Annotated in this window: 22 protein-coding genes, 1 tRNA gene and 3 pseudogenes; 13 read left to right on the forward strand and 13 right to left on the reverse strand. The window is 56.8% G+C overall.

Translation table 11 applies throughout. The features are described 5' to 3' along the window. From ade to msrA, 6 genes are all read left to right on the forward strand, one after another. Entirely contained in the window at window positions 1-1,803 is a 1,803-nt protein-coding gene (gene ade / locus AC2TDA_RS05455) for an adenine deaminase (protein ID WP_480878068.1), read from the forward strand. Next, a complete protein-coding gene (locus tag AC2TDA_RS05460; protein ID WP_480878067.1) occupies window positions 1,800-3,260 on the forward strand; it encodes an AMP nucleosidase in 1,461 nt (486 codons plus the stop codon). The genes ade and AC2TDA_RS05460 overlap by 4 nt, the downstream gene beginning before the upstream one ends. A gap of 130 nt (window positions 3,261-3,390) precedes the next feature. Further along, a complete protein-coding gene (locus tag AC2TDA_RS05465) occupies window positions 3,391-3,678 on the forward strand; it encodes an HU family DNA-binding protein (RefSeq protein ID WP_480535693.1) in 288 nt (95 codons plus the stop codon). A gap of 111 nt (window positions 3,679-3,789) precedes the next feature. Next, window positions 3,790-4,668, forward strand: a complete 879-nt coding sequence (locus AC2TDA_RS05470; RefSeq protein ID WP_480844677.1) for a DMT family transporter — start codon at window positions 3,790-3,792, stop codon at window positions 4,666-4,668. A gap of 95 nt (window positions 4,669-4,763) precedes the next feature. Beyond that, complete coding sequence (gene msrB, locus AC2TDA_RS05475) at window positions 4,764-5,213, forward strand: peptide-methionine (R)-S-oxide reductase MsrB (RefSeq protein WP_480844678.1); 450 nt, start codon at window positions 4,764-4,766, stop codon at window positions 5,211-5,213. Then, entirely contained in the window at window positions 5,210-5,722 is a 513-nt protein-coding gene (msrA, locus tag AC2TDA_RS05480; protein ID WP_480878066.1) for a peptide-methionine (S)-S-oxide reductase MsrA, read from the forward strand. Before msrB ends, msrA begins: the two co-directional genes overlap by 4 nt. A 26-nt stretch (window positions 5,723-5,748) precedes the next feature. Here the strand turns inward: msrA and AC2TDA_RS05485 are convergent, their stop codons facing one another. From AC2TDA_RS05485 to AC2TDA_RS05520, 8 genes are all read right to left on the reverse strand, one after another. Beyond that, complete coding sequence (locus AC2TDA_RS05485) at window positions 5,749-7,752, reverse strand: hydantoinase/oxoprolinase family protein (RefSeq protein WP_480878065.1); 2,004 nt, start codon at window positions 7,750-7,752, stop codon at window positions 5,749-5,751. Between the two features lie 70 nt (window positions 7,753-7,822). After that, window positions 7,823-8,860, reverse strand: coding sequence for a tRNA epoxyqueuosine(34) reductase QueG (gene queG, locus AC2TDA_RS05490; protein WP_480878064.1), 1,038 nt, complete (start codon window positions 8,858-8,860; stop codon window positions 7,823-7,825). Between the two features lie 77 nt (window positions 8,861-8,937). Next, a complete protein-coding gene (gene fzlA, locus AC2TDA_RS05495; protein WP_480878063.1) occupies window positions 8,938-9,603 on the reverse strand; it encodes an FtsZ-binding protein FzlA in 666 nt (221 codons plus the stop codon). 59 nt (window positions 9,604-9,662) lie between these two features. Next, the gene (gene mtgA, locus AC2TDA_RS05500) at window positions 9,663-10,403 is read right to left on the reverse strand and encodes a monofunctional biosynthetic peptidoglycan transglycosylase (protein ID WP_480878062.1); all 741 of its coding nucleotides are present in this window, start codon (window positions 10,401-10,403) and stop codon (window positions 9,663-9,665) included. 40 nt (window positions 10,404-10,443) lie between these two features. Continuing rightward, entirely contained in the window at window positions 10,444-11,394 is a 951-nt protein-coding gene (locus AC2TDA_RS05505; protein WP_480878061.1) for a Hint domain-containing protein, read from the reverse strand. Window positions 11,395-11,579: 185 nt separating this feature from the next. Continuing rightward, window positions 11,580-16,112, reverse strand: a complete 4,533-nt coding sequence (gene gltB / locus AC2TDA_RS05510; protein WP_480878060.1) for a glutamate synthase large subunit — start codon at window positions 16,110-16,112, stop codon at window positions 11,580-11,582. Beyond that, window positions 16,109-16,546, reverse strand: a complete 438-nt coding sequence (locus tag AC2TDA_RS05515; protein ID WP_480878059.1) for a GFA family protein — start codon at window positions 16,544-16,546, stop codon at window positions 16,109-16,111. The genes gltB and AC2TDA_RS05515 overlap by 4 nt, the downstream gene beginning before the upstream one ends. A 27-nt stretch (window positions 16,547-16,573) precedes the next feature. Further along, on the reverse strand, window positions 16,574-18,007 hold the full coding sequence (locus AC2TDA_RS05520; protein WP_480878058.1) for an NAD(P)-dependent oxidoreductase: 1,434 nt from the start codon (window positions 18,005-18,007) through the stop codon (window positions 16,574-16,576). 229 nt (window positions 18,008-18,236) lie between these two features. On the opposite strand from AC2TDA_RS05520, the gene AC2TDA_RS05525 reads away from it, so the two are divergent. Next, window positions 18,237-19,040 (forward strand): undecaprenyl-diphosphate phosphatase, encoded by an 804-nt coding sequence (locus tag AC2TDA_RS05525; protein ID WP_480878057.1) that lies wholly within the window; start codon window positions 18,237-18,239, stop codon window positions 19,038-19,040. Here AC2TDA_RS05525 and AC2TDA_RS05530 read toward each other — a convergent pair whose 3' ends face one another. Then, on the reverse strand, window positions 19,041-20,024 hold the full coding sequence (locus tag AC2TDA_RS05530; RefSeq protein WP_480878056.1) for a complex I NDUFA9 subunit family protein: 984 nt from the start codon (window positions 20,022-20,024) through the stop codon (window positions 19,041-19,043). A gap of 211 nt (window positions 20,025-20,235) precedes the next feature. On the opposite strand from AC2TDA_RS05530, the gene AC2TDA_RS05535 reads away from it, so the two are divergent. The 4 genes and pseudogenes from AC2TDA_RS05535 (at window position 20,236) to AC2TDA_RS05550 (ending at window position 21,658) form a co-directional block, all read left to right on the forward strand. Next, a tRNA-Leu gene (locus AC2TDA_RS05535) sits at window positions 20,236-20,322 on the forward strand. Window positions 20,323-20,745: 423 nt separating this feature from the next. Further along, a pseudogene (locus AC2TDA_RS05540) lies at window positions 20,746-20,922 on the forward strand (DNA-binding protein); the annotation flags it as partial. A 65-nt stretch (window positions 20,923-20,987) separates the two neighbouring features. Then, the gene (locus AC2TDA_RS05545) at window positions 20,988-21,377 is read left to right on the forward strand and encodes a hypothetical protein (RefSeq protein ID WP_480878121.1); all 390 of its coding nucleotides are present in this window, start codon (window positions 20,988-20,990) and stop codon (window positions 21,375-21,377) included. Next, window positions 21,374-21,658, forward strand: a complete 285-nt coding sequence (locus tag AC2TDA_RS05550; RefSeq protein ID WP_480878055.1) for a hypothetical protein — start codon at window positions 21,374-21,376, stop codon at window positions 21,656-21,658. The genes AC2TDA_RS05545 and AC2TDA_RS05550 overlap by 4 nt, the downstream gene beginning before the upstream one ends. Here the strand turns inward: AC2TDA_RS05550 and AC2TDA_RS05555 are convergent. Next, window positions 21,658-22,355 (reverse strand): annotated as a pseudogene (locus AC2TDA_RS05555) (Tn3 family transposase); the annotation flags it as partial. The gene AC2TDA_RS05550 and the pseudogene AC2TDA_RS05555 overlap by 1 nt on opposite strands. A gap of 316 nt (window positions 22,356-22,671) precedes the next feature. Here AC2TDA_RS05555 and AC2TDA_RS05560 point away from each other — a divergent pair. Continuing rightward, complete coding sequence (locus tag AC2TDA_RS05560; RefSeq protein WP_480878053.1) at window positions 22,672-23,553, forward strand: SDR family oxidoreductase; 882 nt, start codon at window positions 22,672-22,674, stop codon at window positions 23,551-23,553. On the opposite strand, the gene AC2TDA_RS05565 is transcribed toward AC2TDA_RS05560, so the two are convergent. Continuing rightward, complete coding sequence (locus tag AC2TDA_RS05565) at window positions 23,550-24,452, reverse strand: LysR family transcriptional regulator (protein WP_480878052.1); 903 nt, start codon at window positions 24,450-24,452, stop codon at window positions 23,550-23,552. The genes AC2TDA_RS05560 and AC2TDA_RS05565 overlap by 4 nt on opposite strands. A 103-nt stretch (window positions 24,453-24,555) precedes the next feature. Between AC2TDA_RS05565 and AC2TDA_RS05570 the strand changes: the two genes are divergently transcribed. Beyond that, the gene (locus tag AC2TDA_RS05570) at window positions 24,556-24,981 is read left to right on the forward strand and encodes a PACE efflux transporter (protein WP_480878051.1); all 426 of its coding nucleotides are present in this window, start codon (window positions 24,556-24,558) and stop codon (window positions 24,979-24,981) included. 309 nt (window positions 24,982-25,290) lie between these two features. Here the strand turns inward: AC2TDA_RS05570 and AC2TDA_RS05575 are convergent. Then, window positions 25,291-25,647: pseudogene (locus AC2TDA_RS05575) on the reverse strand (IS5 family transposase); the annotation flags it as partial. 92 nt (window positions 25,648-25,739) lie between these two features. Continuing rightward, window positions 25,740-26,231 (reverse strand): AMP-binding protein, encoded by a 492-nt coding sequence (locus AC2TDA_RS05580; RefSeq protein WP_480878050.1) that lies wholly within the window; start codon window positions 26,229-26,231, stop codon window positions 25,740-25,742. Between the last annotated feature and the right edge of the window lie 49 nt (window positions 26,232-26,280).

Raw genomic sequence — 26,280 nt, forward strand, 5'->3', positions numbered from 1 at the left:
ATGGAATACACACCTTTCCCCAGCTGGCCCGAAACCGCCCCCCGTCTGATTGCCGTCGCTGCCGGACGCGACGTCGCTGATATGGTCATTCGTGGCGGGGTTTGGATCAATGTTCATAGCCGCGAGGCCCTGCCCGATCACGACATAGCGATTGCCGAGGGGCGCGTCGCTTATGTTGGCCAGGATGCAAGCCATTGTATCGGCCCGAATACACAAGTGATTGAGGCCAACGGCCGCTACATGATTCCCGGGTTGTGCGACGCACACATGCATATCGAGTCGGGAATGCTGACTCCGGCCGAGTTCGCAAGGGCTGTCATCCCGCACGGAACAACGTCGATGTTCACTGACCCGCACGAGATTGCCAACGTGCTGGGCTTGGACGGCGTACGAATGATGCACGACGAGGCGATGATGCAGCCGGTGAACATCTTTACCCAGATGCCTTCCTGCGCACCTTCGGCACCGGGGCTGGAGACGACCGGATATGAAATCACTCCGGAGGACGTCACCGAAGCGATGGCTTGGCCCGGAATCATCGGTCTGGGCGAGATGATGAATTTCCCCGGCGTGATCAATGGCGATCCAAAGATGCTGGCCGAAATCGCCGCGACGCAAAATGCTGGAAAAACAGTTGGCGGGCACTACGCTTCCCCTGATTTAGGGTCTGATTTCTCGGCCTATGTGGCCGGGGGACCGGCAGATGACCACGAGGGCACTTGCGAAGAGGACGCCATTGCGCGGGTCCGGCAAGGGATGCGATCAATGATGCGGCTGGGCTCGGCCTGGTATGACGTGGAAAACCAGATCACGGCTGTGACGGAAAAGGGGCTCGATCCGCGAAACTTCATCCTTTGTACGGATGACTGCCACTCGGGGACTTTGGTCAATGATGGCCACATGAACCGGGTCGTACGGCACGCGATTGCCTGCGGCTGCGATCCACTTGTTGCCTTGCAGATGGCGACGATCAATACGGCCACGCATTTCGGGCTGGAACGTGAGATCGGCTCTATCACACCTGGTCGGCGGGCGGACATAATATTGTCGTCGGATTTAAGAGAACTGCCGATTGAGACGGTTATTGCCCGCGGTCAGATCGTCGCCGAAAACGGAGAGATCAACGTAGATTGCCCCCATTTCAGCTGGCCTGATACGGCACTAAACACTGTGCATCTGGGCCATGAACTGAGCGCACGCGACTTCCAGATCGAAGCCCCCACAGGGGCAAACCGGGTTCAGGCCAACGTGATCGGTGTGGTGGAAAATCAGGCTCCAACAAAGGCCCTTAAGGCTGAGTTGCCAATAATCGAGGGACTGGTCGAGGGCGAAGGCGACGTTTGCCAGATTGCGCTGGTAGAACGGCACCGCGCGACCGGAGGGGTCACGAATGCCTTTGTCTCGGGATTTGGCTATCAGGGCCGGATGGCGATGGCGTCAACTGTCGCTCATGACAGCCACCATATGATCGTTGTAGGTACAGATCGCGAACAAATGGCGCTGGCGGCCAATCGCCTGGCCGAAGTGGGCGGCGGCATCACCATCTTCCGGGACGGGCAAGAGCTGGCACTGGTCGAATTGCCCATAGCTGGCCTGATGTCCGATAGCCCTGCGGCGCAGGTTGCCGCGAAGACACAAGATATGGTCGAGGCCATGGAGGCCTGCGGCTGTGTTCTAAACAACGCTTACATGCAGCACTCACTTCTGGCGCTGGTCGTGATCCCGGAATTGAGAATCTCGGACCTCGGGCTGGTGGATGTGCGGACATTTGAAAAGATAGACCTTCTGGAACCACTTGCATGACAATAATAAAAACACCCAACACGCCAGAACCGGAACAATTTACCGACCCAAAGGCCGCAGTCGCACGGCTGGAAGAGCTGTATGAGCAGGCCACAGGTTTTCTGTGCGACAGCTTCGCCAAGGCGATGCAGAGTACACCCGATGCGCGATTCAGAGCCTATTACCCGGAAATTCGCATCAAAACCTCGTCCTATGCGCAAGTCGACAGCCGATTAAGCTTTGGACATGTATCCGAACCTGGCACCCATGCCACAACCGTGACACGGCCCGATCTGTTCAGATCATATCTGACGCAACAGATTGCCCTGCTGATCAAGAACCACGACCAGCCAGTGACAATTGGCGCCTCGGATACTCCGATCCCGGTGCATTTCGCAGTCGCCAACAATCCCGATCTGGTTGTCCCGCATCAGGGAGCGGCGGGGTTTACTTTGCGTGACGTATTCGATGTCCCCGATCTGACAACGACCAACGACGATATTGTCAACGGCGTGCACGGCAGTGAAGACGAAGTGGGTCCGCTGTCACTGTTCACGGCCCAGCGAGTGGATTACTCGCTTGCGCGGCTGGCACATTACACTGCGACCGATCCCAGCCATTTCCAAAACCACGTGTTGTTCACCAACTACCAGTTCTACGTTTCGGAATTCGAAGCCTATGCACGCGAGCAGTTGGCGGATCCGAACAGCGGCTATACGAGTTTTGTCTCGACCGGGAATGTGCAGATCACAGCGCCTGAAGCCAGCTTGGAACAGCCGTTGAAGCTGCCTCAGATGCCGACTTACCACCTGAAACGCGCGGATGGGTCTGGGATTACGCTGGTCAATATCGGTGTCGGCCCATCGAATGCCAAAACGGCCACTGACCACATCGCAGTATTGCGCCCGCATGCCTGGCTGATGGTCGGGCACTGCGCCGGGTTGCGCAACACGCAGGCGTTGGGTGATTTCGTTTTGGCCCATGCCTATCTGCGCGAAGACAAGGTGCTGGATGACGATTTGCCGGTTTGGGTGCCGATCCCACCGCTGGCCGAAATTCAGGTGGCCTTGGAACAGGCAGTGGCCGAGGTGACCAAGCTGGAGGGGTACGAGCTCAAGCGGATCATGCGTACGGGCACGGTGGCTTCCGTAGACAACCGCAACTGGGAACTGCGCGATCAGTCGGGACCAGTACAGCGCCTCAGTCAATCGCGGGCGATTGCTCTTGATATGGAAAGTGCCACTATCGCTGCGAATGGTTATCGCTTCCGGGTGCCTTACGGCACTTTGCTTTGTGTCTCGGACAAGCCGCTGCATGGAGAATTGAAGTTGCCTGGTATGGCTTCATCCTTCTATACAACGCAAGTCAGCCGCCATCTGGCCATCGGAATACGCGCTATGGAGCACTTGCGCGGCATGCCGTTAGAACGGTTACACAGCCGGAAATTGCGTTCATTCGACGAAACGGCCTTTCTCTGAAGCAAAAAAGCAACGATTTCCCCATATTTTTAGGGTTTTTGACGCTACTATTCGTTGTGTTCACCCACAATATCCCGTTAGAGTTACGCGGTGAGGCCCAAATTATCGGGCACGTTAAGGAGACCAAGAAATGGCAAAGCCTATGACGAAGACTCAGCTGGTTGCTGCTCTCGCTGAGGAAATGGGAACCGACAAGAAATCCGCGAATTCTGCGCTGGAGGCCATGACCGGCCTGATCACCCGCGAAGTTTCGGCTGGTGGTGCAGTCACTCTGCCCGGCGTCGGCAAAATCTACTGCCGCGAGCGCCCCGAGCGCATGGTTCGCAACCCCGCCACTGGCGAGCAGTTCAAAAAAGAAGCCGACAAGGTGGTCAAGATGACCATTGCGAAGGCTCTGAAGGACAGCGTTAACGGTTAATACGCCGCTGACAGATCGCAAGTTCAAGGGGTCGCCAGTGGGCGGCCCCTTTTCCTTGCAGCCGGATTGAAAACCGGAAACAGTCGCAATCGATCTCATCAGGAGTCCGACATGGATCTGCGCGCCATCGCAATGGGCCTGACATTTGCCTTTATCTGGTCGTCGGCCTTTAGCTCGGCGCGGATCATTGTTGCGGACGCGTCACCGCTGTTTTCGCTTGCCGTTCGATTTCTGATCTCGGGCCTTCTCGGAGTGATGATTGCACGTGCCATGGGCCAGAGCTGGCGCCTGACCCGTGGTCAGTGGCGGGCGACGATCATCTTTGGAATATGTCAAAATGCCCTTTATTTGGGTCTGAATTTCTATGCAATGCAAACGGTCGAAGCCTCTGTCGCGGCCATCATTGCCTCAACCATGCCATTGCTGGTTGCGCTGGCCAGCTGGCTATTGCTGGGCGAGAAATTGAGGCTTGGCGGATTGATCGGTCTGTTAGCGGGTTTTGCCGGCGTTGCTGTAATCATGAGCAGTCGGATCAGCTCTGGCATTGATCTATTCGGGATCACCCTGTGCGGTATTGGTGCTTTGGCGCTGACATTTGCCACGCTGGCAGTGCGTGGCGCAACGTCAGGCGGTAATTTCATGATGGTCGTCGGCCTTCAGATGCTGATCGGATCAGCTGTCTTGTTTGTAGCATCGCCTTTGCTGGAAACCATATACATCAGGCCAACCGTGCCACTGGCGTTGGCCTTTATCTACACAACACTATTTCCGGGCCTGCTGGCGACCCTAATCTGGGTCACTTTGCTGAACCGGATCGGACCGATCCGCGCGGCAACTTATCACTTTCTCAACCCAGTCTTCGGAGTCACAATCGCCGCAGTTTTGTTGGGAGAGAAACTAGGCCCATTAGACGTTATCGGTGTTGCGATCACGACATTGGGGATTCTGGCGGTGCAACTGTCGCGCCAGCCGACCGAAAACACCGTCTAATTCAACGCACAACTGCGCGAGCCCTGACCACAAGCCTTTGCTTTCGCCGTCCGGAACCCATTTATTGGGTCAAAGCCCCAAAAATCGGAGGAGCCATGCCCCGCTACACCAAAGACCCTGATGCCATCGCTGCCCTCTCACCGGAAGAGTTTCACGTCACCCAGCGCAGCGGTACCGAACGACCTGGAACAGGCAAGCACTTGAACAACAAGGAACCCGGGATCTATGTTGACATCGTCTCGGGCGAGCCACTATTCGCCTCGACCCACAAATACGAATCCGGCTGCGGCTGGCCCAGTTTCACCAAACCCATAGTTCACGAGCACGTCGAAGAGTTTCAGGATCAAACACTGGGCATGATCCGAACAGAGGTCCGATCAAAACACGGGGACAGCCATTTGGGGCATGTGTTCCCCGACGGCCCGCGCGAACATGGCGGGCTGCGTTATTGCATCAACTCTGCCTCGCTGCGATTCATCCATCGAGACGATATGGAGGTCGAAGGCTATGGCGAATACCTGATCCATGTGGAGGAAATCCTATGACTGACGAACGAGCTGTTTTGGCCGGAGGCTGCTTTTGGGGCATGCAGGATCTTATCCGCAAACTACCCGGAGTGTCGCGCACCCGCGTCGGCTATACTGGCGGTGACGTGCCAAACGCCACCTACCGCAACCACGGAACCCATGCCGAAGGGATCAAAATATGGTTCGACCCCACGCAGATTTCGTATCGCAACCTGTTGGAGTTCTTCTTCCAGATTCACGACCCGACAACCGTGAACCGTCAGGGAAATGATCGTGGTATGAGTTATCGGTCAGCAATCTATTTTGTCGACGACGCCCAGAAACAGGTGGCGCTGGATACAATTGCGGATGTCGACGCCAGTGGTATCTGGCCGGGCAAAGTGGTGACTGAGGTCGAACCGGTTGGTGACTTCTGGGACGCTGAACCGGAACACCAGGACTATCTCCAGCGTATTCCTAACGGGTACACCTGTCATTTCCCGCGCCCGGACTGGGTGCTGCCCAAACGCGCGGACGCGGCGGAGTAACGACCTCTCTTCGTCAATAGGTCAAATTAGCCAGCGGCCACCCTTGGTCGGCCGCTGGCTTCAACGGTGACCAGCGCCTCGACGAAGACCTCCTGACCTTCGATCTGTGCCTTCCGAATATCGCGGTCGACCAGAACGCGAATATCCTCGGCGCCGGCCTCGCGAACGGATTGCGTCGTCGCATCCCGAAGAACGGATTCCAAAAGTGCCAACGCTTCGTCCGCCGTCGAAAAATCCTGCGGACCCTCCTCAAGATGCACACGGTAGCGCCCTTCAGCCGGTGACGTGACCGTACCGGCGCGGCGCAGAGTCAGCCGTCCGACAACGGCGCCGATAGCGTTGGCCACACCAGCATGTTCGGGCAGGATCATGTTACAGTGCACCCGATCCGCAACGGCCGGGTAATAGCTGGGCGCCGAGGCGCCCAAGCCAACAACATCCACATTTAACGCGGCATCCAGCGCCAGCAGCCCGCGATGCTGCGTTAAGCCTTTCTGCATCAACACATGTCGCGCCAACTCGTTCGGTGCTAGGCCGAAATTTTCTACTTCTTCGGCGAATGCAGTCTCTAACAAGGTCAAAGAAGTCTGTTCTGTCAGTTGATCCACGATCATCTGAGCCAGTTCATCGGGCGACTTGGCCAACAAGTCACCCGACCCGACCCGCTTGCGCGAAATCAGCTCAAGCGCCTTGACGGCAGCAGTACTGTCCCACTCGTTCAAGCGCCCCAAAACGTGGCTGGCGTCAGATGGTGTCACGCCCGAGACCTGAACAATTCCGCGATCCACTAACCGGCTCAACGCACCATGTTCCATGCGGGTTCTCAGCAGTTTGCTGAGTGGCACAACATGGGCCCCAAGCCTATCCAGCAAATCGGCTTCACGAGGAACCACCCCATCCGCAGGTAATCCCGGCACCCTGCGCGCAAAACGCGTGTCGTGCTCGCCCACGCTGGTTGCGCGCAATTGTTCATCCAGTGCTGCGTGCACGACTTCAGGGGACTCAGCTGCGATCAGCGATACTGGCAGCACGCGACGTGGACCCAAGAACACGCCGCCGTTCAACCCTTGCGTCACGACGTGTACCTGGCTGTCGCCCCCCAATCCGTGCGTGCGCATGGCTACCGCCTCGACCATAGTGCGGAAGCCGCCAACCTGGGCTCCGCCCGGATCAATCGCAGGCTTGCCGTCCCGGATCAACGCGACATCGGTTGTAGTGCCGCCGATATCGGACACCAGCGCATTCTCGACCCCGGTCAGCCACCGCGCCCCCACGATCGAGGCCGCCGGCCCGCTGAGAATCGTTTCAATCGGTCGTTCCCGCGCCTGTTCCGCGCTCATCAGGGCGCCATCCCCACGTACAACCATCATGGGCGCCGAAATACCAAGATCCTGCAGCCGGTCTTGTGCGCGCCCGATCAGTCGGTCGATCATGCCGATCAGTCGCGCGTTCAGCACAGCCGTCACCGCCCGTTTCGGGCCGTTCAACTTGGCGGAAAGATGGTGCGAACAGGTCACTGGCACACCGGTTTTCTCGGCGATGATGCGGGCAACTTCCAACTCATGCGCCGGGTTTCGCGTGGCGAACTGAGCAGCCACTGCATAACCGGAAACACCTTTTTCAGACTCTAAAAAGGCCTCCAACTTGGCTATATCCAGCGGCGCAGCTTCTCTACCCGAGTGGCTGTGACCACCTTCCAGAACAACGGCTGGATCGCCCTTCAGAACTTCGGCCAACCCATGTTTCGCTAGATCGCTCTCGCGGAAGCCGACATAGACCAGTGCCACGCGCCCGCCTTGTCCTTCGACAAGCGCATTTGTGGCCAGCGTTGTCGAGAGCGACGCTAGGGCAATCTGATCCGGCGAAACCTGCGAGGCCTCCAAAACCGCGGAGATCGCTTTACCGACCCCAATCGCAAGGTCTGCGCGTGTCGTCAGGGATTTGGCCGAGGCGATGACCTCTTGCTCGTCCCGGACCAACACCGCATCCGTATAGGTTCCACCAGTATCCACCCCCAAAGCCAGCGCCATCGGGTCCTCCATCTATTCGCGTAAATCGGGTGTAGCGGTTAATCGCGGCGCGTCCAGCCTGTTTGCGGCATTATGACAACTGTTCTACCGCCCAGCGCGCAGCATCAGAAACTGCAGGGTCCGGATCATCAGTCAGAGCCTGCGCCGATGGCAGCAGAGCAGCAGAACCGGAATTGCCGATCGCATACAGCACGTTCCGGACAAACCGATCCCGGCCAATTCGCTTGATCGGCGAGCCCGAGAACAGGGACCGGAATCCGGTGTCATCCAACGCGGACAGCGCAGCGAGCCGTGGTGCTTTCAATTCATCGCGAGCCGCATAGCGCATATCGCTCGCCGCGACAGCAAACTTGTTCCAAGGACAGGCCGCAAGGCAATCGTCACACCCGTAAATCCGGTTGCCCAACAAGTGGCGCAAACCCTCTTCAATCGGCCCTTTATGCTCAATTGTCAGATAAGAAATGCACCGTCGTGCATCTAACTGATATGGGGCCGGAAATGCGTCTGTCGGACACGCATCCAGACAGGCGCGACACGAGCCGCAATGGTCTACTTCCGCCAGATCAGAAGGAAGTTCCAAAGTCGTGAATACAGACCCTATAAAGGCCCAATTGCCCCAATCCCGGCTTAACAGGTTGGTGTGTTTACCCTGCCAACCCAACCCTGCCGCATGACCCAGCGCCTTTTCCGGAACCGGAGCGGTGTCGACGAAAACTTTCACTTCGCCGCCCGACTCGGAAATCAGCCACCGCGCCAGTCGTTTCAATCGTTTCTTGACCAGATCGTGGTAATCCTTGTTCCGTGCATAAACGGAAATCGCACCCAGTTCGGGATGGCTCAGGATCTCTGTCGGATCGGATTCAGGTGTATAGCTTTCGGCAAGCATGATCACAGATTGCGCCTCTGGCCACAGCGCCGCCGGATCACCGCGCCAATGTGTCCGCTCGGCCATCCAACCCATTTGCCCGTGATACCCGGCCTCCAGAAACGCCTTCAACCGCGCGGGCACCTGAGGAACATCCCACGGCCTGCAAATCCGGCATGAAACAAAACCTTCGGACAAGGCCTGCGCCACAAGCCTTTCTTTCAACTCTGATCCGCTCTTCATCTGGCCCAAAACATCCTCGGGAATTAACTGGCCCATTCGACCAGGAGGAGCAGACAGCCCCCTCGGCCGCTACCCTATCAAAAATCCAAATCAGCGTAATGAGCCGGAGGTCGAAACCCGGGGACCTGATCGGCAAGAATGGAACGGAATGTAGGGCGAGATTTGATCTTTGCATACCAGTCCTTAACTGCGGAGCTGCGATTCCAATCCACATCCGAGATGTAATCCAGCGCTGACAGATGCGCCGCAGCGGCAAAATCTGCCAAGGTCATCTGATCCCCCGCCAGCCAACGTCGCTGATCCAGCAACCACGCCATATAATCCAGGTGATATTTGATCGCCCGCGCGCCTTCCTTGACATTCTTGCTGTCAGGGTACCCTTGCCCGGTCACCTTCTTGTTGACCCGCTCATACAGAAGCTTCGAGGTTACCTCGTGGTGAAACTTGTCATCGAACCAGCCCACCAAACGCCGAACTTCGTACCGGGCTTCGGGTTTGTTCGGCATCAGGGACGGTTCAGGGCGGGTTTCCTCAATATATTCGCAGATCGCTGCACTTTCCGACATGACGCGCCCGTCCAACCGTAAGACAGGCACTTTGCCCGCCGGATTCCGACGCAGAAAGTCCGGGTCCTGTTCCCAGTATCTCTCTTCAACCAGCTCGACCTCAATCTTCTTTTCGCCCAGAGACAGGCGAACTTTGCGGCAATAGGGGGACAGGGGAACGTGAAACAAGCGCGCCATGAACTTCCAATCGAACCAGAGAATACTCTTCCAGCTTTAGCCTTTGACGGGTCTTGGTTTCAATCCTCGAAACAATCGGCGCGACCATCTGCGCGGATGGTGGCCGCCCCATCAAGGATTGAAGCCGCCCGTCTGCGCAGTCGAGCCGAAGGATCGGCAAGCGATCTGTTGCGCGGCGAGGGCAATATGGCCGCCAGGCGCGCGGCCTGGACCGGTGTAAGATTGGCTGCGCCAACACCATAGTAACGTTGCGCCGCAGCCTCGACGCCAAAAACGCCTTGCCCGGTTTCGGCGACATTCAGATAAACCTCGAGTATGCGCTGCTTGCTCCACAACAGTTCGACGACTGGTGTCATGGATGTCTCAAGCGCCTTGCGTATCCAGCTGCGGCCTTGCCAAAGGAACACGTTCTTGACGACCTGTTGCGAGATGGTCGATGCGCCCCGGGCTCCGCCATCCTCCAGCGCGTCGCGAATTGCCTCGACATCAAATCCCCAATGAAGACAAAAATTCGCGTCCTCTGCCGCTACGACTGATCGAGCCATTATCGGAGATATCTCCTCGATCGGCACCCAGTCACGCTCGACGCGACCCAGACGGCGCCATTCAGACCAGATAGTATGCGTCACCGGGGGGTTCACGACCGAATATAACAGAACCAATGCTACAAATACAGCCGCGGCGCCCAACGCAGCCCGCGTCAGCCAGAACCGAATCCGGCGGCCCAATGACATGCCTGTCTTTTTCTTTGTTGCCTTGTTTTTCTTACCGCGTGACTTGCGGGCTGCTTTCTGTGCCATGGACCATGCTATACGTCGCGCCGCGCCCGTTTGGAACGGCTTAAATCGCAATCAGCCGTCCTTCTCGCGGATGTACTATCGGGCGAGCTGTTGTCAGAGAGCCAAAATCGGTGTGATCAAGTTCCGGGAAAAGAGCCAGGATTTCCGCCTGCGTGCGGCGCTCGGGTTGCGATACGGCGTGGCCGGGGTAGTAGCTTTCGGTTTTGGCACCGTTGGCCACGATAATCTCGTGCTGAGCAAAAAGCAGATGGATGTAATCGACCGTGCCTCCTTCGATCCGCGTCACGGTATCCCCGTTCACCATGCAATGCGCAGCGACCAATACCTCGGGCTCACCATACAGATACTGAGCGCGCCAGTCGTCGATCAGCATCCGATGCTGCGGAGACACCAAAAGCGCCTGCTTCAACCCGAACATTCCGGCCGGAAACCGAATGGGCGCAAACTTGCCTTCGGCGGCAACCGTCGTTCGCCCGATCCACAACAAGGGCTGAGGTCCCCTGTCCTGCGTGTTTACCAAATCCCCAACCTTGAGATCTTCGATCGCACGAGGTCCGGCCGGAGTGTCGATCATTGTGCCGGGTGTGAAGCACGGCGGGCCGAGATCTCCACCTACGGCGTCCACTGATCCGAAGGAACCGCCGTTATCGCTGAAATCCGTGACGGACGAGGACACAAACGTCCCCTCCTGCAGCACTTTGCCGTCGGTTGGCGTAAACACTTCACGCCCATCAGCCAGATAAAACGTCACCCCGGTATAGGTGACCTGTGAGCCGTCCGGCAACTCGATGGTCACGACATCGTCGAAATAGGAAGCAGAGATATCGGAACCGTCAACCGAGTCCCCATTCAACCGATTGATCAGGCCATTATCATTCTGATCGACCAGATCGAAACTCGAGACTGTCAGCGTCGATCCTGGCACAGTTCCGTTCGCCCCGGGATTTGCCGGGTCGAGGATGAAGAACTGGTCCGTATAGGTTGTGGGCATCTGAACACTCCACTTAACTCACACTATCAGGGATGCACCTTGACCGGGTATCCCAAAGAAACTGTGACCAACGCTAGGCGTTTTTTGTCGATTTGAGCAAGGAAATGCGATCAGAACGCTAAAATAACAAAACCCCGCGTGTTGCACAGGACACGCGGGGTTCCAATTCTCAGGCCGAAACGGTGTTATTCAGCTGGCACCGCTGTCGCTTCAACGGACAGAGGATGGCTCAGCTTATTCAGCATTTCTTTCGGGCAAACCTGCAGGAAGTTGCCTTTCTCGACATCCCAATGCTGCAAAATATCGGCCGCTTTTCGGCTACCGGTTTCCAAAACATGGCGTTCGATCAGAGATTTCAGCTGATCTTCCCAATGCTCCACTGTCACCGGACAGGCAACCAGCGTTTCCTTATTCATCAGCAGCTCTGCCTTACCTTCGGGATCATACAGATAGGCCATGCCGCCGGTCATACCGGCACCAAAATTGGCACCGATTTCACCCAGGATCACGGCCACACCGCCGGTCATGTATTCACACCCGTTTGAGCCACAACCTTCGATCACGACCGTTGCGCCCGAATTACGGACAGCAAACCGTTCTCCGGCACGTCCCGCAGCAAACAGATGGCCGTCAGTTGCACCATAAAGGACAGTGTTGCCAATAATCGTGTTGTCATCTGCCTTCAGAGGGCTGACCTGAGGAGGTCGCACCACGATGGTACCCCCCGACAGACCTTTGCCAACATAGTCATTGGCGTCGCCCGACACTTCCAGCTTCAACCCCGGAGCCGCAAAGGCGCCCAATGACTGCCCCGCCGAGCCTTGCAGTTTCACATGCAAGTGGTCGGACTGGAACGTGTTGCGCATCCCAAAGTTCTTGACGATATGGCTGGACGTACGGGTACCCACCGTGCGGTGCGTATTCTGGATCGCGTACGACAGCTGCATCTTTTCGCCATCCTTCAGGAACCGGGCCGCATCCCGTACGATCTCTGCATCAAGCGTATCGGGTACCGCGTTGCGGTCCTTGTCACGGTTGTAGACGATATTGGCCGAGCCATCGACGGTGATCAGCAATGGGTTCAGGTCCAGATCGTCCAGATGCGCCGAACCACGGCTGACCTGCGCCAGCAAATCGGCCCGGCCGATGATCTCTTCGATGGACCGCGCACCAAGGCTGGCCAGCAATTCACGCACTTCCTGCGCGTAGAAGGTAATCAGGTTCACGACCTTGTCCGCGCTACCGGTGAACTTGGCGCGTAAGTCGTCGTCCTGCGTACAAACTCCAACCGGGCACGTATTCGACTGGCATTGACGCACCATGATGCAACCCATCGCGATCAGGGCGGCAGTGCCGATACCGTATTCCTCGGCCCCCATCATCGCGGCCATGACGATATCGCGACCGGTGCGTAGGCCACCGTCGGTCCGCAGCGTGACGCGATCCCGCAGGTTGTTCATCGCCAGAACCTGATGTGCCTCGGTCAGGCCCATCTCCCACGGAAGACCGGCATATTTAATCGAGGTCGCGGGCGAGGCGCCGGTGCCACCGTTGTGACCCGAAATAAGGATAATATCCGCTTTCGCCTTGGCCACACCGGCGGCAATCGTGCCAACGCCCGAGGAAGCCACCAGTTTAACCGTCACCTTGCAGCGCGGGTTGATCTGTTTGAGGTCATAGATCAGCTGCGCCAGATCCTCGATCGAGTAGATGTCGTGGTGCGGCGGCGGCGAGATCAGAGTGACGCCCTTGGTCGAGTGCCGCAGACGGGCGATCAGGTCGGTGACCTTCATGCCCGGCAGCTGACCGCCCTCACCGGGTTTCGCACCCTGAGCCACTTTGATCTCCAGCTCTTCACACTGGTTCAGGTATTCGGCGGTCACACCGAACCGGCCCGAGGCCACCTGCTTGATCTTGGCCGACGGGTTGTCGCCATTGGGTTCCGGCACGAAATGCGCCGGGTCTTCGCCACCCTCGCCGCTGTCGGATTTCGCACCAATCCGGTTCATCGCGACGTTCAGCGTCTTGTGCGCCTCGGGGCTCAACGCGCCCAAGCTCATGCCCGGCGTCACGAACCGCTTGCGGATCGAGGTGATCGATTCCACCTCTTCCAGCGGGATTGGTTTACCCAGCGGTTTGAAGTCCATCAGGTCGCGCAGATGGATCGGCGGGTTTGATCGCATCTTGGCCGAATATTGCTTCCACAGCTCATATGAGGCTCTGTTACAGGCCATTTGCATCATATGCATCGAAGTGGCTTCCCACGCATGGGTCTCACCCGATTTGCGCGCCTTGTAGAAACCACCGATGGGCAGCACGTCGAGACCGCTTTCCCAACCCTTGGCATGGATCGCCTCGGCCTTGACACGGATACCATGCACGCCGATGCCCGAGATTCGGCTGGTCATGCCGGGGAAGTACTCGGCCACCATGGCGCGGCTCAGGCCAACGGCTTCGAAATTCAGGCCGCCGCGATAGGACGACACCACCGAGATACCCATCTTGGCCATGATCTTGAGCAGACCCTGATCGATGGCTTCTCGGTAACGCGCGACGTTCTCGGTCAGCGTGCCATCCAGCAGGCCACGCTCGATCCGGTCGGCCAGCGAATCCTCGGCCAGATAGGCGTTCACCACCGTCGCGCCACAGCCGATCAGAACGGCGAAGTAATGCGGGTCGATACATTCCGCCGAGCGCACGTTCAGCGAGCAGAAGGTGCGCAGGCCCTTGCGGGTCAGATGGCTGTGCACGGCGCTGGTGGCCAGGATCATCGGCATCGCAACCTTGCCCGGTCCTGAGTACTGATCGGTCAACGCAAGATGCCCGGCACCCGAGCGTACGGCCTCCTCTGCTTCGGCTCTGATACGGGTCAAGGCGGCGTCCAGCGCGCCCTCACCCGGCTCGAAGGTACAGTCGATCTCGGCCAGCGGCGCGTTGAAATCCTTAACCAGAATTTCCCACTGCGCGTTGCCGACAAAGGGGCTTTCCAGAACGATGATCTCGGTCTGGCTGCTGTCCTCATCCAGCACGTTCTTGAGGTTACCGAAGCGGGTTTTCAGCGACATCACGCGGTATTCGCGCAGACTGTCGATCGGAGGGTTGGTTACCTGGCTGAAGTTCTGGCGGAAGAAATGGCTGAGCGGTCGGTATTGCTTGGACAGCACTGCCGACGGCGTGTCGTCACCCATCGAGGCCAGCGCCTCTTTCCCGTCCTCGGCCATCGGCGCCAGGATCTGCTCCAGCTCCTCGACTGAATACCCCGCAGCAATCTGGCGTTTGCGCAGTTCTTCGCCCGTGAACAGCGGCTGCTCGGTTACCCCGGCGAGGGTCGTGTCCAGATCGGCAATCTTGCCCACCCATTCGCCAAAGGGCAGCGCGGCGGCCAACTTGTTCTTGATCTGGGTATCGCGGAACAGCTTGCCCTTTTTCATGTCCACGGCCAGCATCTGGCCCGGACCCAGCGCACCCTTTTCGACCACGGTTGCCTCGTCAATCGGTACCATGCCCGCCTCGGACCCCGCGATCACCAGCCCGTCGCCGGTCACCACATAACGCATCGGGCGCAGACCGTTACGGTCGAGACCGGCACAGACCCAGCGGCCATCGGTCATCGCCAACGCAGCGGGACCATCCCAAGGCTCCATCACCGAGTTGCAGTAGGAATACATGTCACGCCACGCCTGCGGCAGTTCGACGGCCTGCTTGGACCAGCTTTCCGGAACCAACATGGTCTTTGCCATTGGGGCCGAGCGACCTGCACGCACCAGAACCTCAAAAACCGAGTCTAATGCGGCGGAATCCGACGATCCACCTGCGATGATTGGCTTGATATCTTCAGCGTGGTCACCAAATGACGCCGACGCCATGCGGATCTCATGGCTCTTCATCCAGTTGATATTGCCCTTCAGCGTGTTGATCTCGCCGTTATGGGCCAGCATGCGGAACGGCTGCGCCAGCCACCACTGTGGGAAGGTGTTTGTGGAATAGCGCTGGTGGTAAATGGCGAAAGCGCTTTCGAACCGTTCATCCATCAGGTCCGGGTAGAATACGGCCACTTGCTCGGCCAACATCATGCCCTTGTAGATGATTGACCGACAGCTCAGCGAAGCTAGGTACAGATCCGTGATGCCAGCCGCCATTGCAGCCTTTTCGATCCGGCGGCGGATCACGTACAGCTCACGCTCAAACGTTTCTTCATCCACGCCTTTGGAATTCGAGATCAGAATCTGCTCGATCTCGGGCCGGGTTGCATTGGCCTTTTCCCCTAGGCAAGTCACATCCACCGGCACGTGACGCCAGCCGTAGATGTAGTAACCCATCCGCAGAACTTCGGTTTCGACGATGGTCCGGCACTGTTCCTGCGCGCCAAAATCCGTGCGGGGCAAGAATACCTGACCGACGGCTACCAGCTGATCCAGCTTGGGCTCATGCCCGGTGCGGCGAATCTGGTCATAAAAGAACGGAACCGGGATCTGAACGTGAATCCCGGCACCATCGCCGGTTTTGCCATCGGCATCCACGGCTCCGCGGTGCCAGATCGCCTTGAGCGCAGCGATACCGGCGTCAACAACCTTGCGCGATGCCTTGCCATCGACGGATACAACAAGTCCCACACCGCAGGAGGAGTGCTCTTCTTCCTCGGAATAGAGACCATTTTCAGCCATCCACTGACGTTTGGCTTCTTCGGCCCGCACCCAATCGGCATCATATTTGGTCATTGGCTGTCTCCTTCTTCGGATGGGGCATACATGGCTTCAACCTCGGCTTTGGTCATTTGCCGGCGTTCGCCTGCGAACGCATAAGCCTCAGGCTTTTTGTCGATATAGAGTTCAAGTTTCAGTTGGTTGCCGGTGCTGTTTTCAAACAAACCGGCCGCCATTTGTGTTTGGCCGTGCATCTCGCCAGGCAAAGTGATCCGGTACCACAGGGACGAGCCGCATTCTCCGCAAAAGGCGCGCTCGGCCCATTCGGAAGAGGTAAAGGTCTTCACCGGGCCCAGCGCGGCATATCCGGGCTCGGCCGGGAACGTCACCAGCATCGAACTGGTCCAACGGCGGCACTGGTCGCAATGGCAAGCCCCCAGCGCGTCGCGCGCAGGGGTTGCGGTGACTGTGACCGCGCCACACATGCATTGGCCTTGCAATTCGGGCATCATACCCTCCTGTCGCTGGGCAGTTGATTATTCGGCTGCAATGGCAGCCTTGGTGTTGAAGCGGTCGATAATGGCGTCGGCACAGTCGCGGCCGTCGCGGATGGCCCAAACCACCAGCGAAGCACCACGCACAATGTCGCCGATGGCATAAACACCATCCAACTCGGTCTCGCCGGTTTCGAAGGCCGCCTTGACGGTACCCCAGCGCGTTACGGGCAGATCGGGTTGGCCGAACAGGGTGGGCAGGTCCTCGGGTTCGAAGCCCAACGCCTTGATGACCAGATCGGCCTCTTCTACGTAGTCGGCACCTTCGATCACTTCCGGCGCCTGACGGCCCGTCGCGTCAGGCTGACCCAGGCGCATCTTCTGCACCATCACGCCCGAGATCATGTCATCGCCGATGAACCCCTTGGGTGCGCTGAGCCATTCGAATACAACGCCCTCCTCCTCGGCGTTCTGTGTTTCGCGCATTGAGCCGGGCATATTGGCCCGGTCACGCCGATACAGGCATTTGACCGAGATCGCGCCCTGGCGGATTGAGGTGCGTACGCAGTCCATTGCGGTATCACCACCACCGATCACGACAACCTTTTTGCCTTCGGCATTCAACCGGCCATTGTCGAACTCCTCGACAGCATCGCCAAAGCTTTTTCGGTTCGATGCAGCAAGGAAATCGATCGCTTTCTCGATCCCTGCAAGACCACTGCCCGGCATGGACAGGTCGCGCGACTTATAAACCCCGGTCGCAATGATCACGGCGTCATGCTTGGAATGTATTTCCTGGAACTTGGCCGCGTCCACGTCACAGTTCAGCACGAACTCGACCCCGCCGTCGGCCAACAGCTCGTTGCGGCGCTGCACGATATCCTTTTCCAGCTTGAAGCCAGGGATGCCGTACATCAGCAAACCACCCGCACGGTCGTAACGATCATAGACCGTGACCTGAATACCAGCGCGGCGCAACATATCCGCGGCAGCCAGTCCACCTGGGCCACCGCCGATGATTCCAACGCTTTCGCCGCGCTCCGTGCCCGGTTCCACGGGCTTGACCCAGCCTTTGTCCCAGGCTGTGTCGGTGATGTATTTCTCGATCGTTCCAATGGTGACGGTTCCATGACCGGATTGCTCGATCACGCAATTGCCCTCGCAAAGGCGGTCCTGGGGGCAGATGCGGCCGCAGATCTCGGGGAAGGTATTGGTGGCCTGGCTGGTCTGGTAGGCCTCTTCAAGGCGTCCGGTCGCCGTCAAACGCAGCCAGTCCGGGATGTTGTTATGCAGCGGGCAATGCGACTGACAATAGGGAACGCCACACTGGCTGCATCGGCTCGCTTGTTCGGCAGCCTTTTCGGCAGCAAATTCGGCATAGATCTCATCAAAGTCTTCCTTGCGGTCGTTGGCGGCACGCTTTTCCGGCATGTCGCGTTCGATCTGCACAAATTTCAGCATCGGTTGCTTGGCCACGGGTCAGACTCCATGAATTGGCTTGGTCGAGCCTCTTTACGGGATGCCATATCGAATGAAAAGTCAGCTCCACTGACCTAAATACGAAAAAATCCTGTTCGAATACTGGTAACGCCGGAATTATTTCATATTTTAGGTCCGATTCGGTCCCATATGAGCGCTTTTCTTTCAGGCAACACACTTATACCCATGAAATCAAAGAATGCGTGACGGCACCACGGCAGGGCACATGAGTCTATTTCAACTGATTCTCGTGGCAATTATTCAGGGCATAACTGAATTTTTGCCAATTTCATCCTCAGGGCACTTAATCCTGCTGCCCAGCCTGACCGGGCTGGACGACCAGGGCCTGGCTATAGATGTGGCTGTGCATGTCGGCACACTGGGCGCGGTTGTTCTGTATTTTTGGGCAGACGTAAGACTGGCCCTCGTCGGGTTACCCAAAGCCCTGACGGGACGGATCGACACCCCTCAGTCGCGCTTGGCGTTTTGTCTAATCATAGCAACCATACCAACAGTGATTGTCGGAGCGATTCTGCATTTGACGGGCCTCAGCCAAGCCATGCGTTCCATTACGGTGATCGGATGGACGATGCTTGGTTTTGGTTTGCTTCTGTATTGGATGGATCAAAAAGGGGCGCAGACCAAACAGGCGTCAGATTGGGGCGTGCGAGACGCGATCATCATGGGATTGTGGCAGGTGCTGGCGCTAGTTCCAGGCACATCGCGCTCGGGCATTACGATTACAGGCGCTCGTCAGCTTGGTTATACCCGAGAAGACGGCGCCCGGATCGCTATGCTGATGTCCATTCCTACAATTATCGCGTCCGGAGCCCTGCTGTCGGTAGATGTAATCCGGTCAGCTGACGCACAGCTGGCAAAAGACGGGGCCATCGCCGCCATCTTTGCCTTCGTCGCAGCCTTGTTGGCTCTGACTCTGATGATGCGCTTGCTGCGCAGCGTCAGCTTCACACCTTATGTGATCTATCGTGTGATTCTGGGTGCTGTCCTTCTGACCATCGCCTACAGCTGATCAGATCCGCAGGTTTCCGGCCGAGTTCTGAATGTCGTCATACTGGCCCGCAGGACGGAATTTCCACAGATACTCGGGCAGAATAGACTCCAGAGCGGAAGGCTCGATACCCAGATCTGTGAAGGTCATTGCGCCTTCGGAAACAACATTGTCCTGACGCAGGTTTTTCAATTGATCCCTGGTCAGGATATGGTTCGGAAACAGCTGAAAGCTGACAAACTTCGCGATATCCAGCGCGCCGGCCATGATTTTTCCGATCCAGAACGGCAGACCAACGATAACGCGACGTCGATGAATGACTTCCAGCATCTGCTGCATCAGTGCGCGGAAGGTTTTGACCTCGGGCCCGCCCAGCTCATACCTGCCCGCAGCCGCGTGACCTAGAACGCCGCGAACAGCTGCCTTTGCTACATCGTCCACATAAACCGGCTGAAAGTGTGTGTCTGCCCCAACCAGAGGCAGAATTGGCGCCATCCGCGTCATGGCCGCGAACCGGTTAAAGAACTGATCTTCAGTCCCGAAGATCACCGATGGGCGCAAAATGACAGCCTCTGGCACGTGGGCGAGCACAGCCGCCTCGCCTTCAGCCTTGGTGCGCGAATATTCGCTATCTGAACCCGCATCGGCGCCAATCGCCGAGATGTGCACCATTCGGGTAATGCCCTGTTTCGCAGCCAGACGGGCAACGCGTTCTGCGCCCTCAGACTGCACCTTGTCAAATTCGTTCTTGCCCAGCTCGTTCAGAACACCAACACAGTTGACCACGGCATCCGCGCCACGCATTGCCATAGCGACTGACGAGTCGTCGCGAATGTTGCAGAGAACGGGTTCGACTTGTCCGACAACACCATAGGGTTTGACGAACATTGCTTCATTGGGGCGACGCACTGCAACCCGCACGCGCCACCCTTCATTCGCCATGCGCCGCGCAATGTAGCGGCCGACAAATCCCGATCCACCGTAAATCGTGACCATTTTGGACATGATGGAGCTCCTGCTGTGTAGGTCTTGGTTCGATCTACCGTTCTCAAGCCCGGCAAACAAGGAGCAATAACGCCGCGCAACCATGAATTCACGCAACGTGCACAGACCGACATCCGGACCCCTGAGTTTGCGCCAAAAAAACTTTCGAAATTCTTTTCGAATCTAGTTGACGCCCCCCGCCAGTAGGCTTAAACGCCCCTCCACGACACCTGCCCAGGTGGCGGAATTGGTAGACGCGCTAGCTTCAGGTGCTAGTGTCCGTATGGACGTGGAGGTTCGAGTCCTCTCCTGGGCACCAAACTTCCCATTAAAGTATAAAATTTTCAGGGCCTTATGGAAGGCTGTCTAATTTTCGTCCATCTTATTGCCCACCCTTAGACTAACGCTGTAGCAACTCCTTTCTGGCTTGAAGGGCCTATTCCGTTGAAAAGCTCTTCCTTGATTGCGGGGTAACTCGCTGATTCAATTCTGCCAACAAGCGGGGGGATCAGCCATGATGGGACCAAGACAAGAATCTCAGGCAGCGCGGTTTTACGAGTTCTCACTTGCGGATCACTTTCCCCAAAGTGACGAAGGTTTTTCGCGGCTGCAAGTCATGCAGACGCCTAAAATCAGACTGAAACATTTAGAATTCCCCGATGTTTGCTTGTCTTGATTTCGGGTAATTGTAACATTTTATACCAGTGTAACAAATAACGTAACAATTAGTATTTAGGTAACGATGAGCGGAATCTCAGCCGAGGATGTTGCCGGCGCCGCAGAAAAAATTCTCGAAGAAAACGATTGGGTGACGGCTGATAGAGTCAGCGTCCGAAAAGTTCGGGAGAAGCCGGGCTCAGGAGCCCTGACAACGATCCTGGAGCACCTCAAGACGTGGAAAGTCGGCCAGCAGCCGGAGATTCCCGCCCCGACGATCTGCAGGACCGGGCCTAGTCATTCGTCGACAAGGTCTTCGAGGCCGCCATGGCCACGGCCCGGGCGGAGTTGGAGGATGAGCGCCGCCAGAACTCTGAGGCTCTTCTTGATGAAGCTAATGAGCTCGAACGCCGGTTCGAGGAGATCAAAGTTACCGAGGCTGAGCTTGTCGCTGCACGAGAACAGAACCGGGATTTGCGCAACGAGAACGAGCGCCTCGGTGAAGAAGCTAATCGCCTGACTGGCGCTTACGAGGATGAAAAGAAGAGGGCTGACGCATTGTCCGCCGGAAATCTCGCGCTTGAGCGTGAAAATGCAACGGCCGGCAAGGATGAGATCGCCGATCTGAAAGCGCAGCTGGCAGCTATGACGGCAAAATATGAAGCGGCCGAAGCTGAAAGGGGAAGTTTGGAAGAGATTCTGAAGGTGCGGAAATGACCGAAGAAAGAAGGGAGCCTGAAATTCTCCGCAAGATCGCCGAGGAACTTAAAGCCCGAGGTGCGCGGACCGACATCCCGTCCGATCCGGATGAGTATTGGCGCCAGCAAGTACCGGAATTTTACGGGCCCGGGGGAATTTGGCACGTGAATGCTCAGGTCGAAGATGTGGAGAAGGCGATTAAGAAAGCCAGGGGTCAGCCGGCATTAGCCGGCACACCTTTCTTGCGGGACACGACTGATCGAGAACGGGTCCTCTCTGAACCACGCAAAATGGGTTAATCGTGAGTGTTGCTAGCTTCGGCCATCTTGCTCAGGCCGAGATTCAGCCCCTCCGCCAGCAGAACATTCAGCGGTCCAATCCTGTCTTTGCAAGGCCCACCTGTTCGCAGATGGGTGAAGGCGTCTGTGAATCCAGTAACTTCATCCACTTCCAGAAGCAGATCGGTGATGCGAATGTCTGGAAGTTGCCGATAGAGATCGAGGACGATCTCTTCCGCCTCGTCAGGTACGGCGGTGGTCAGTCGTTCGATCTTGAGCGCGCCATTCTCGATAGACCCGCCGGGGATGGCACCGTGCCTGGCAGCACGCGCTAAACGGTTCAGGCCGTCGATGATCCGCACCTTTCGATCCGCAAGCCAAGTGACCGGATCAAGAGGCATTGTTAATCTGGGGATGGCGGAAACGGCTGAGATTGGCACAAGGGCCTGCTTCGAATCGGCGTAGCGCTTTGAATGCCCAGCCAGATATCTCCGGAACGGAAATCGTCGCGTAGATGAAACGGCACTGCAACTTCCCAGAGGCGATGGTCATCCTCCGGCTGAGCTTTAAGGTGTCGATGCCATTTCGAGTTTTTGCGCAGAAATTCTATCGGTTTCACCCGGTCGCTTTTTCCACCAACTAACTCAGCGGCATTCACCATGGGAATAGCCACCGGGGCGGCCCTAATATCCAGAGCTTTCAGCATTCGCGGCGCATAAGGGCTGTCCTTGATTGTACGGATAGCTTTCCATGGGTCAGATATTGCGCTGTATCCGAGGTCTGGAATAAGCCCATCTTAACTGATTTCGCGTCCGGTTTTTTATGGCGCGCAATGCGCAGCAAGCTGACTTTGCAAGACCAGCGTCGCTCCGTGAAAGCGGATATTGGCTGCGGTTAAAGTCGCCGGACGCAACTTTCCATTTATCAGGTCCGGTTAAGTTCTTTCCCAAAATAGTATCTATCAGATAGATGGATTGTAACTAAAGGTATTTCATCCGGATCTGTAGAAGCGTCGGAAAACAGGAGATACCACCATGACAAAATCAATCACGATCATCGGCGCCACGGGCCATTTGGGACATCGCGTGACTGCCAAACTCGTTGAAAAAGGTGCTGACGTGACCGCAATTGTGCGGAACCAAACGGCAGCTAAAGCCACTTTGCCCGCTGGCGTTCGGTTGGTTCAGGGCGACGTGTCAAACCCGGCCAGCCTGGCATCGGCTTTGCAGGGAACGGAGACACTGTACATCACCCTGAACACCGAGACGCTGGACACCAGCCTGCCATTCCACACGGAACGGGAAGGTGTGATAAATATCGTAGCGGCCGCAAAAGAGGCTGGCGTTCAGCACATCATGCAAATTGCCGGGGTCGACTACGCGTATCCCGAGTTTTCAACCGAAGGCATGGCCTATGGCACCAATGCCATCCGCAAAGGCGGCATTGAGGCCATCAAGGCATCGGGCATCCCCTATACCTTCTTTTATTGTTCGTTCTTTCTGGATTCGCTGCCCAAGCTTTTGATGGATAACCAATTGGCGGTTATCGGAAATCACATTAATCCGATCTGGTTCACCAATACCAGCGATCTGGCGAAACTGGTCTACAATGCCATTGGCAATGATGCGGCCAAAAACAAGGAATTTGCGGTGCAAGGCCGGCAGGCCATCACGTATACCGAAGCAGCGACAGAGTTTCTGGCGTCTTACGCGCCAGACGCACAGGTGATCGAGTTGCCGATGGAAGCGCTGGGTGAGATGGGTCTGCCGAAAGAGCAGGCAGATTTTATCGAGCACGTTCTAACCTTCGTGCAGCAGCTAAAGGAAGAGCGAGTGGACGGTGAAACCCGTGCGGTTCTTGGTGCACCAAAACACACCATCACTTCATTCGCCAAGGAGCTTCGCACCGAGGCTTAAGTCACTGTGGAGTTCTGTATAACAGCGTTTTCAGCCAACAGTTCCATCAGCTTGGCAGTTGCCTGCCCAATTGGCTTTTCGAAAGACCAAACCATATCCACTGAACGTTCGGCATAGGGTTTGGTCTCGAATTGCAGGGGCAGGATCTTTAACTCACCGGTTTGAACAAAGACGTCCACCGCATGCAAAGGCAGTGCTGACCACCCAAGGCCAGCCTGCACAAGATCTATGGCCTCGGCTGCACTGCTGACCTGCCAAATCGACGGCGAGGCCTTGAGGATTGCGCTGTTGGGGTTGTCGGCTTCTTTAAGCAAGATCTGACGATGCAGGCGCAGCTCCTCCCACGAGGTCGAGGGCATCTGTGCAAGCGAGCTTTCCGGGTGGCTGACACAAACCAGTCTGAGTGCTCCCAGTGAGCGAAAATCGAGCGCTTGGGGAATGCCCGCTGGCTCCAAAATAATGCCCAGATCCGCCGTGCCTTCGGCGATCAACCGCTGAATTTCTCCGGCAGTAAAGGACTGGATTTCCACATCAACGGCCGGGAACTCAATGCTGAAGGTTCGGATGATCTCTCCCAGATTGGCCAGTTTGATGTGTGGCGCTATGGCAAGTTTGACACGGGTCTCAGGCGCCATCGCCAGAGCGTCTGCCACGGCAAGAAGCCGGCTGCGTCGTTCCAGCAGAATCTCGGCCGACGAGATCAATGCCTCCCCGGCTTTGGTGAGGATCGGATATCTCCGGCTGCGGTCGAATAACTCAACGCCCAGATCGATCTCAAGATTGGCGACAAGGGTGCTGATCACCGATTGCGCCTTGTTGCATTTACGAGCTGCGGCAGAAAAGGACCCTTCGCTGTGGGTGGTGACGAAGGCTTCCAATTGTTCAAAGGATGCGCGCATCTGGGTGACCTGCCATCTATCGGTTTACCAGATGGTATCTACCTTTATTGATCTCAGCAATAGGCTAAAAGCTCCACTAAAACTGGATCTCGGGAGAATTCTCATGAGCTTTTCTGGAAGGATGGTTCACGCCGCATTGTATGAGGTTTTCGCGCTTTTGAGCGTAGCCCTCCTGCTGCCGCTGATCTCGCATGCCGATGTGCAGAAATCCGTGATCATGGGGGCTTTCTTTTCCTTGGCCGCGCTGGTGTGGAACGTGATCTTTAACGTCACATTTGATTGGTATTTGGTGAATATCCGAAAAAACACTCATAAGTCGGCGTCAGTGAGGGTGGCGCATGCTCTGCTATTCGAAGGCACCTTTGTGATTTTGACCCTGCCTGTTCTCGCCTGGGTTATCGGTCTGACTTTGTGGGGAGCGATGAAATTGGAGGCGGTGCTGATTGTCTTCATCACAATCTACACGTTTGTGTTCAATATCGTATTCGATTGGTCTCGTGTGAAATTGGCTAATCAGACTGTGTCGTGACCGGCACGCGTGAAAGCCCACCTTTGGTTCACAGACCACCAGCGTAGCGCCCGCTTTGGGCTGCCTGTTGTCATTGCCTATTGGCTTGGGAACGTCAGTTTTATTGGGCGGCTTGTTCCTTCGTGGCTTCGGAGATTTTGCATGCCCGCGAATGTCTCCTCTGACGGGCCGCACCGCGGCGTCGAACCTCTCCGACGGATAACCGCTTTGGGCCGTTGACGTTGGTGATTGTCTAATAGGGCTAGCCCTAGTAGGACATGAGTATCCTGAAAAACGGGCGTCTCACTAGGGTCAGGACTCGTTCTTGTTTCATAACCAGAAGATGACAATGGCGGCGAGAGCGATGGCGGAGAGGAATACCTTCGGGCACCTGTCATAACGGGTTGCCACCCGCCGCCAATCCTTTAGCCTGCCGAACATAATCTCGATCCGATTGCGCCGCTTGTAGCGGCGCTTGTCATATTTGACGTTGGCCGTGCGTTGCTTCCGGCCCGAGATACAGTCGCGTATCCCCTTGTCTTTCAGGGCTTGTCTGAACCAATCAGCGTCATAGCCTCGATCTCCGAGCAGCCAATCGACATTAGGCAGGCTGCTCAAAAGAGCCTTTGCACCGATGTAATCACTAACCTGCCAAGCGGTAACAAAGAGGTACAAAGGTCGCCCTTGCCGTTGTGGAAGTGGCCATCGGCCCAGAGCAGCACTTTGGGTTCAATCTGTTGAAAGCGGTCAACGATTGCGCCAGCGCCGAAGTCAGGTGATCAGAACGACCAGATCGCACCCAAAGAGGCGGTCGCCAGCATATATATCACCGCACCCGGAAAATTTGGAATGACAGCGGCCACCCGATCACCCGCAGCGACACCTTGCGCGCGCAATACCTGCTGCGCGAGCGAAACTTCATTAGCCAGCGCGTCCCATGAAAGTGAGACCGTTTCCCCACCCTCAGACCGGAACAGAATTGCAACGTCCTGCCCCTTCCGTCGCAGGCAATTCTCGGCATAGTTCAGACGCGCGTCGGGAAAGAAGCGCGCCCTTTCTATATTGTCAGCATCTACCAGCGCCGGGCCGATTTTCACTCCGATCACCCGGCAAAAATTCCACAGCTTGGACCAGAACTGGTCCGGTTCCGCGACAGACCACTGATGAAACGCCTCGAAGCTTTCAAACTGCTGATCGATGATGTGTTCGATCTGGCGCTGCAGGCGCGTGATCGCCAACCCTTCGTGAGTGCAGGCGGATAAAGACCACAATTCTTCCTTCTTTTTTGCGTCGCATTCATCAATTTGGGCTGGGTCAAAA

Source organism: Ruegeria sp. HKCCD6426, from assembly GCF_057221115.1.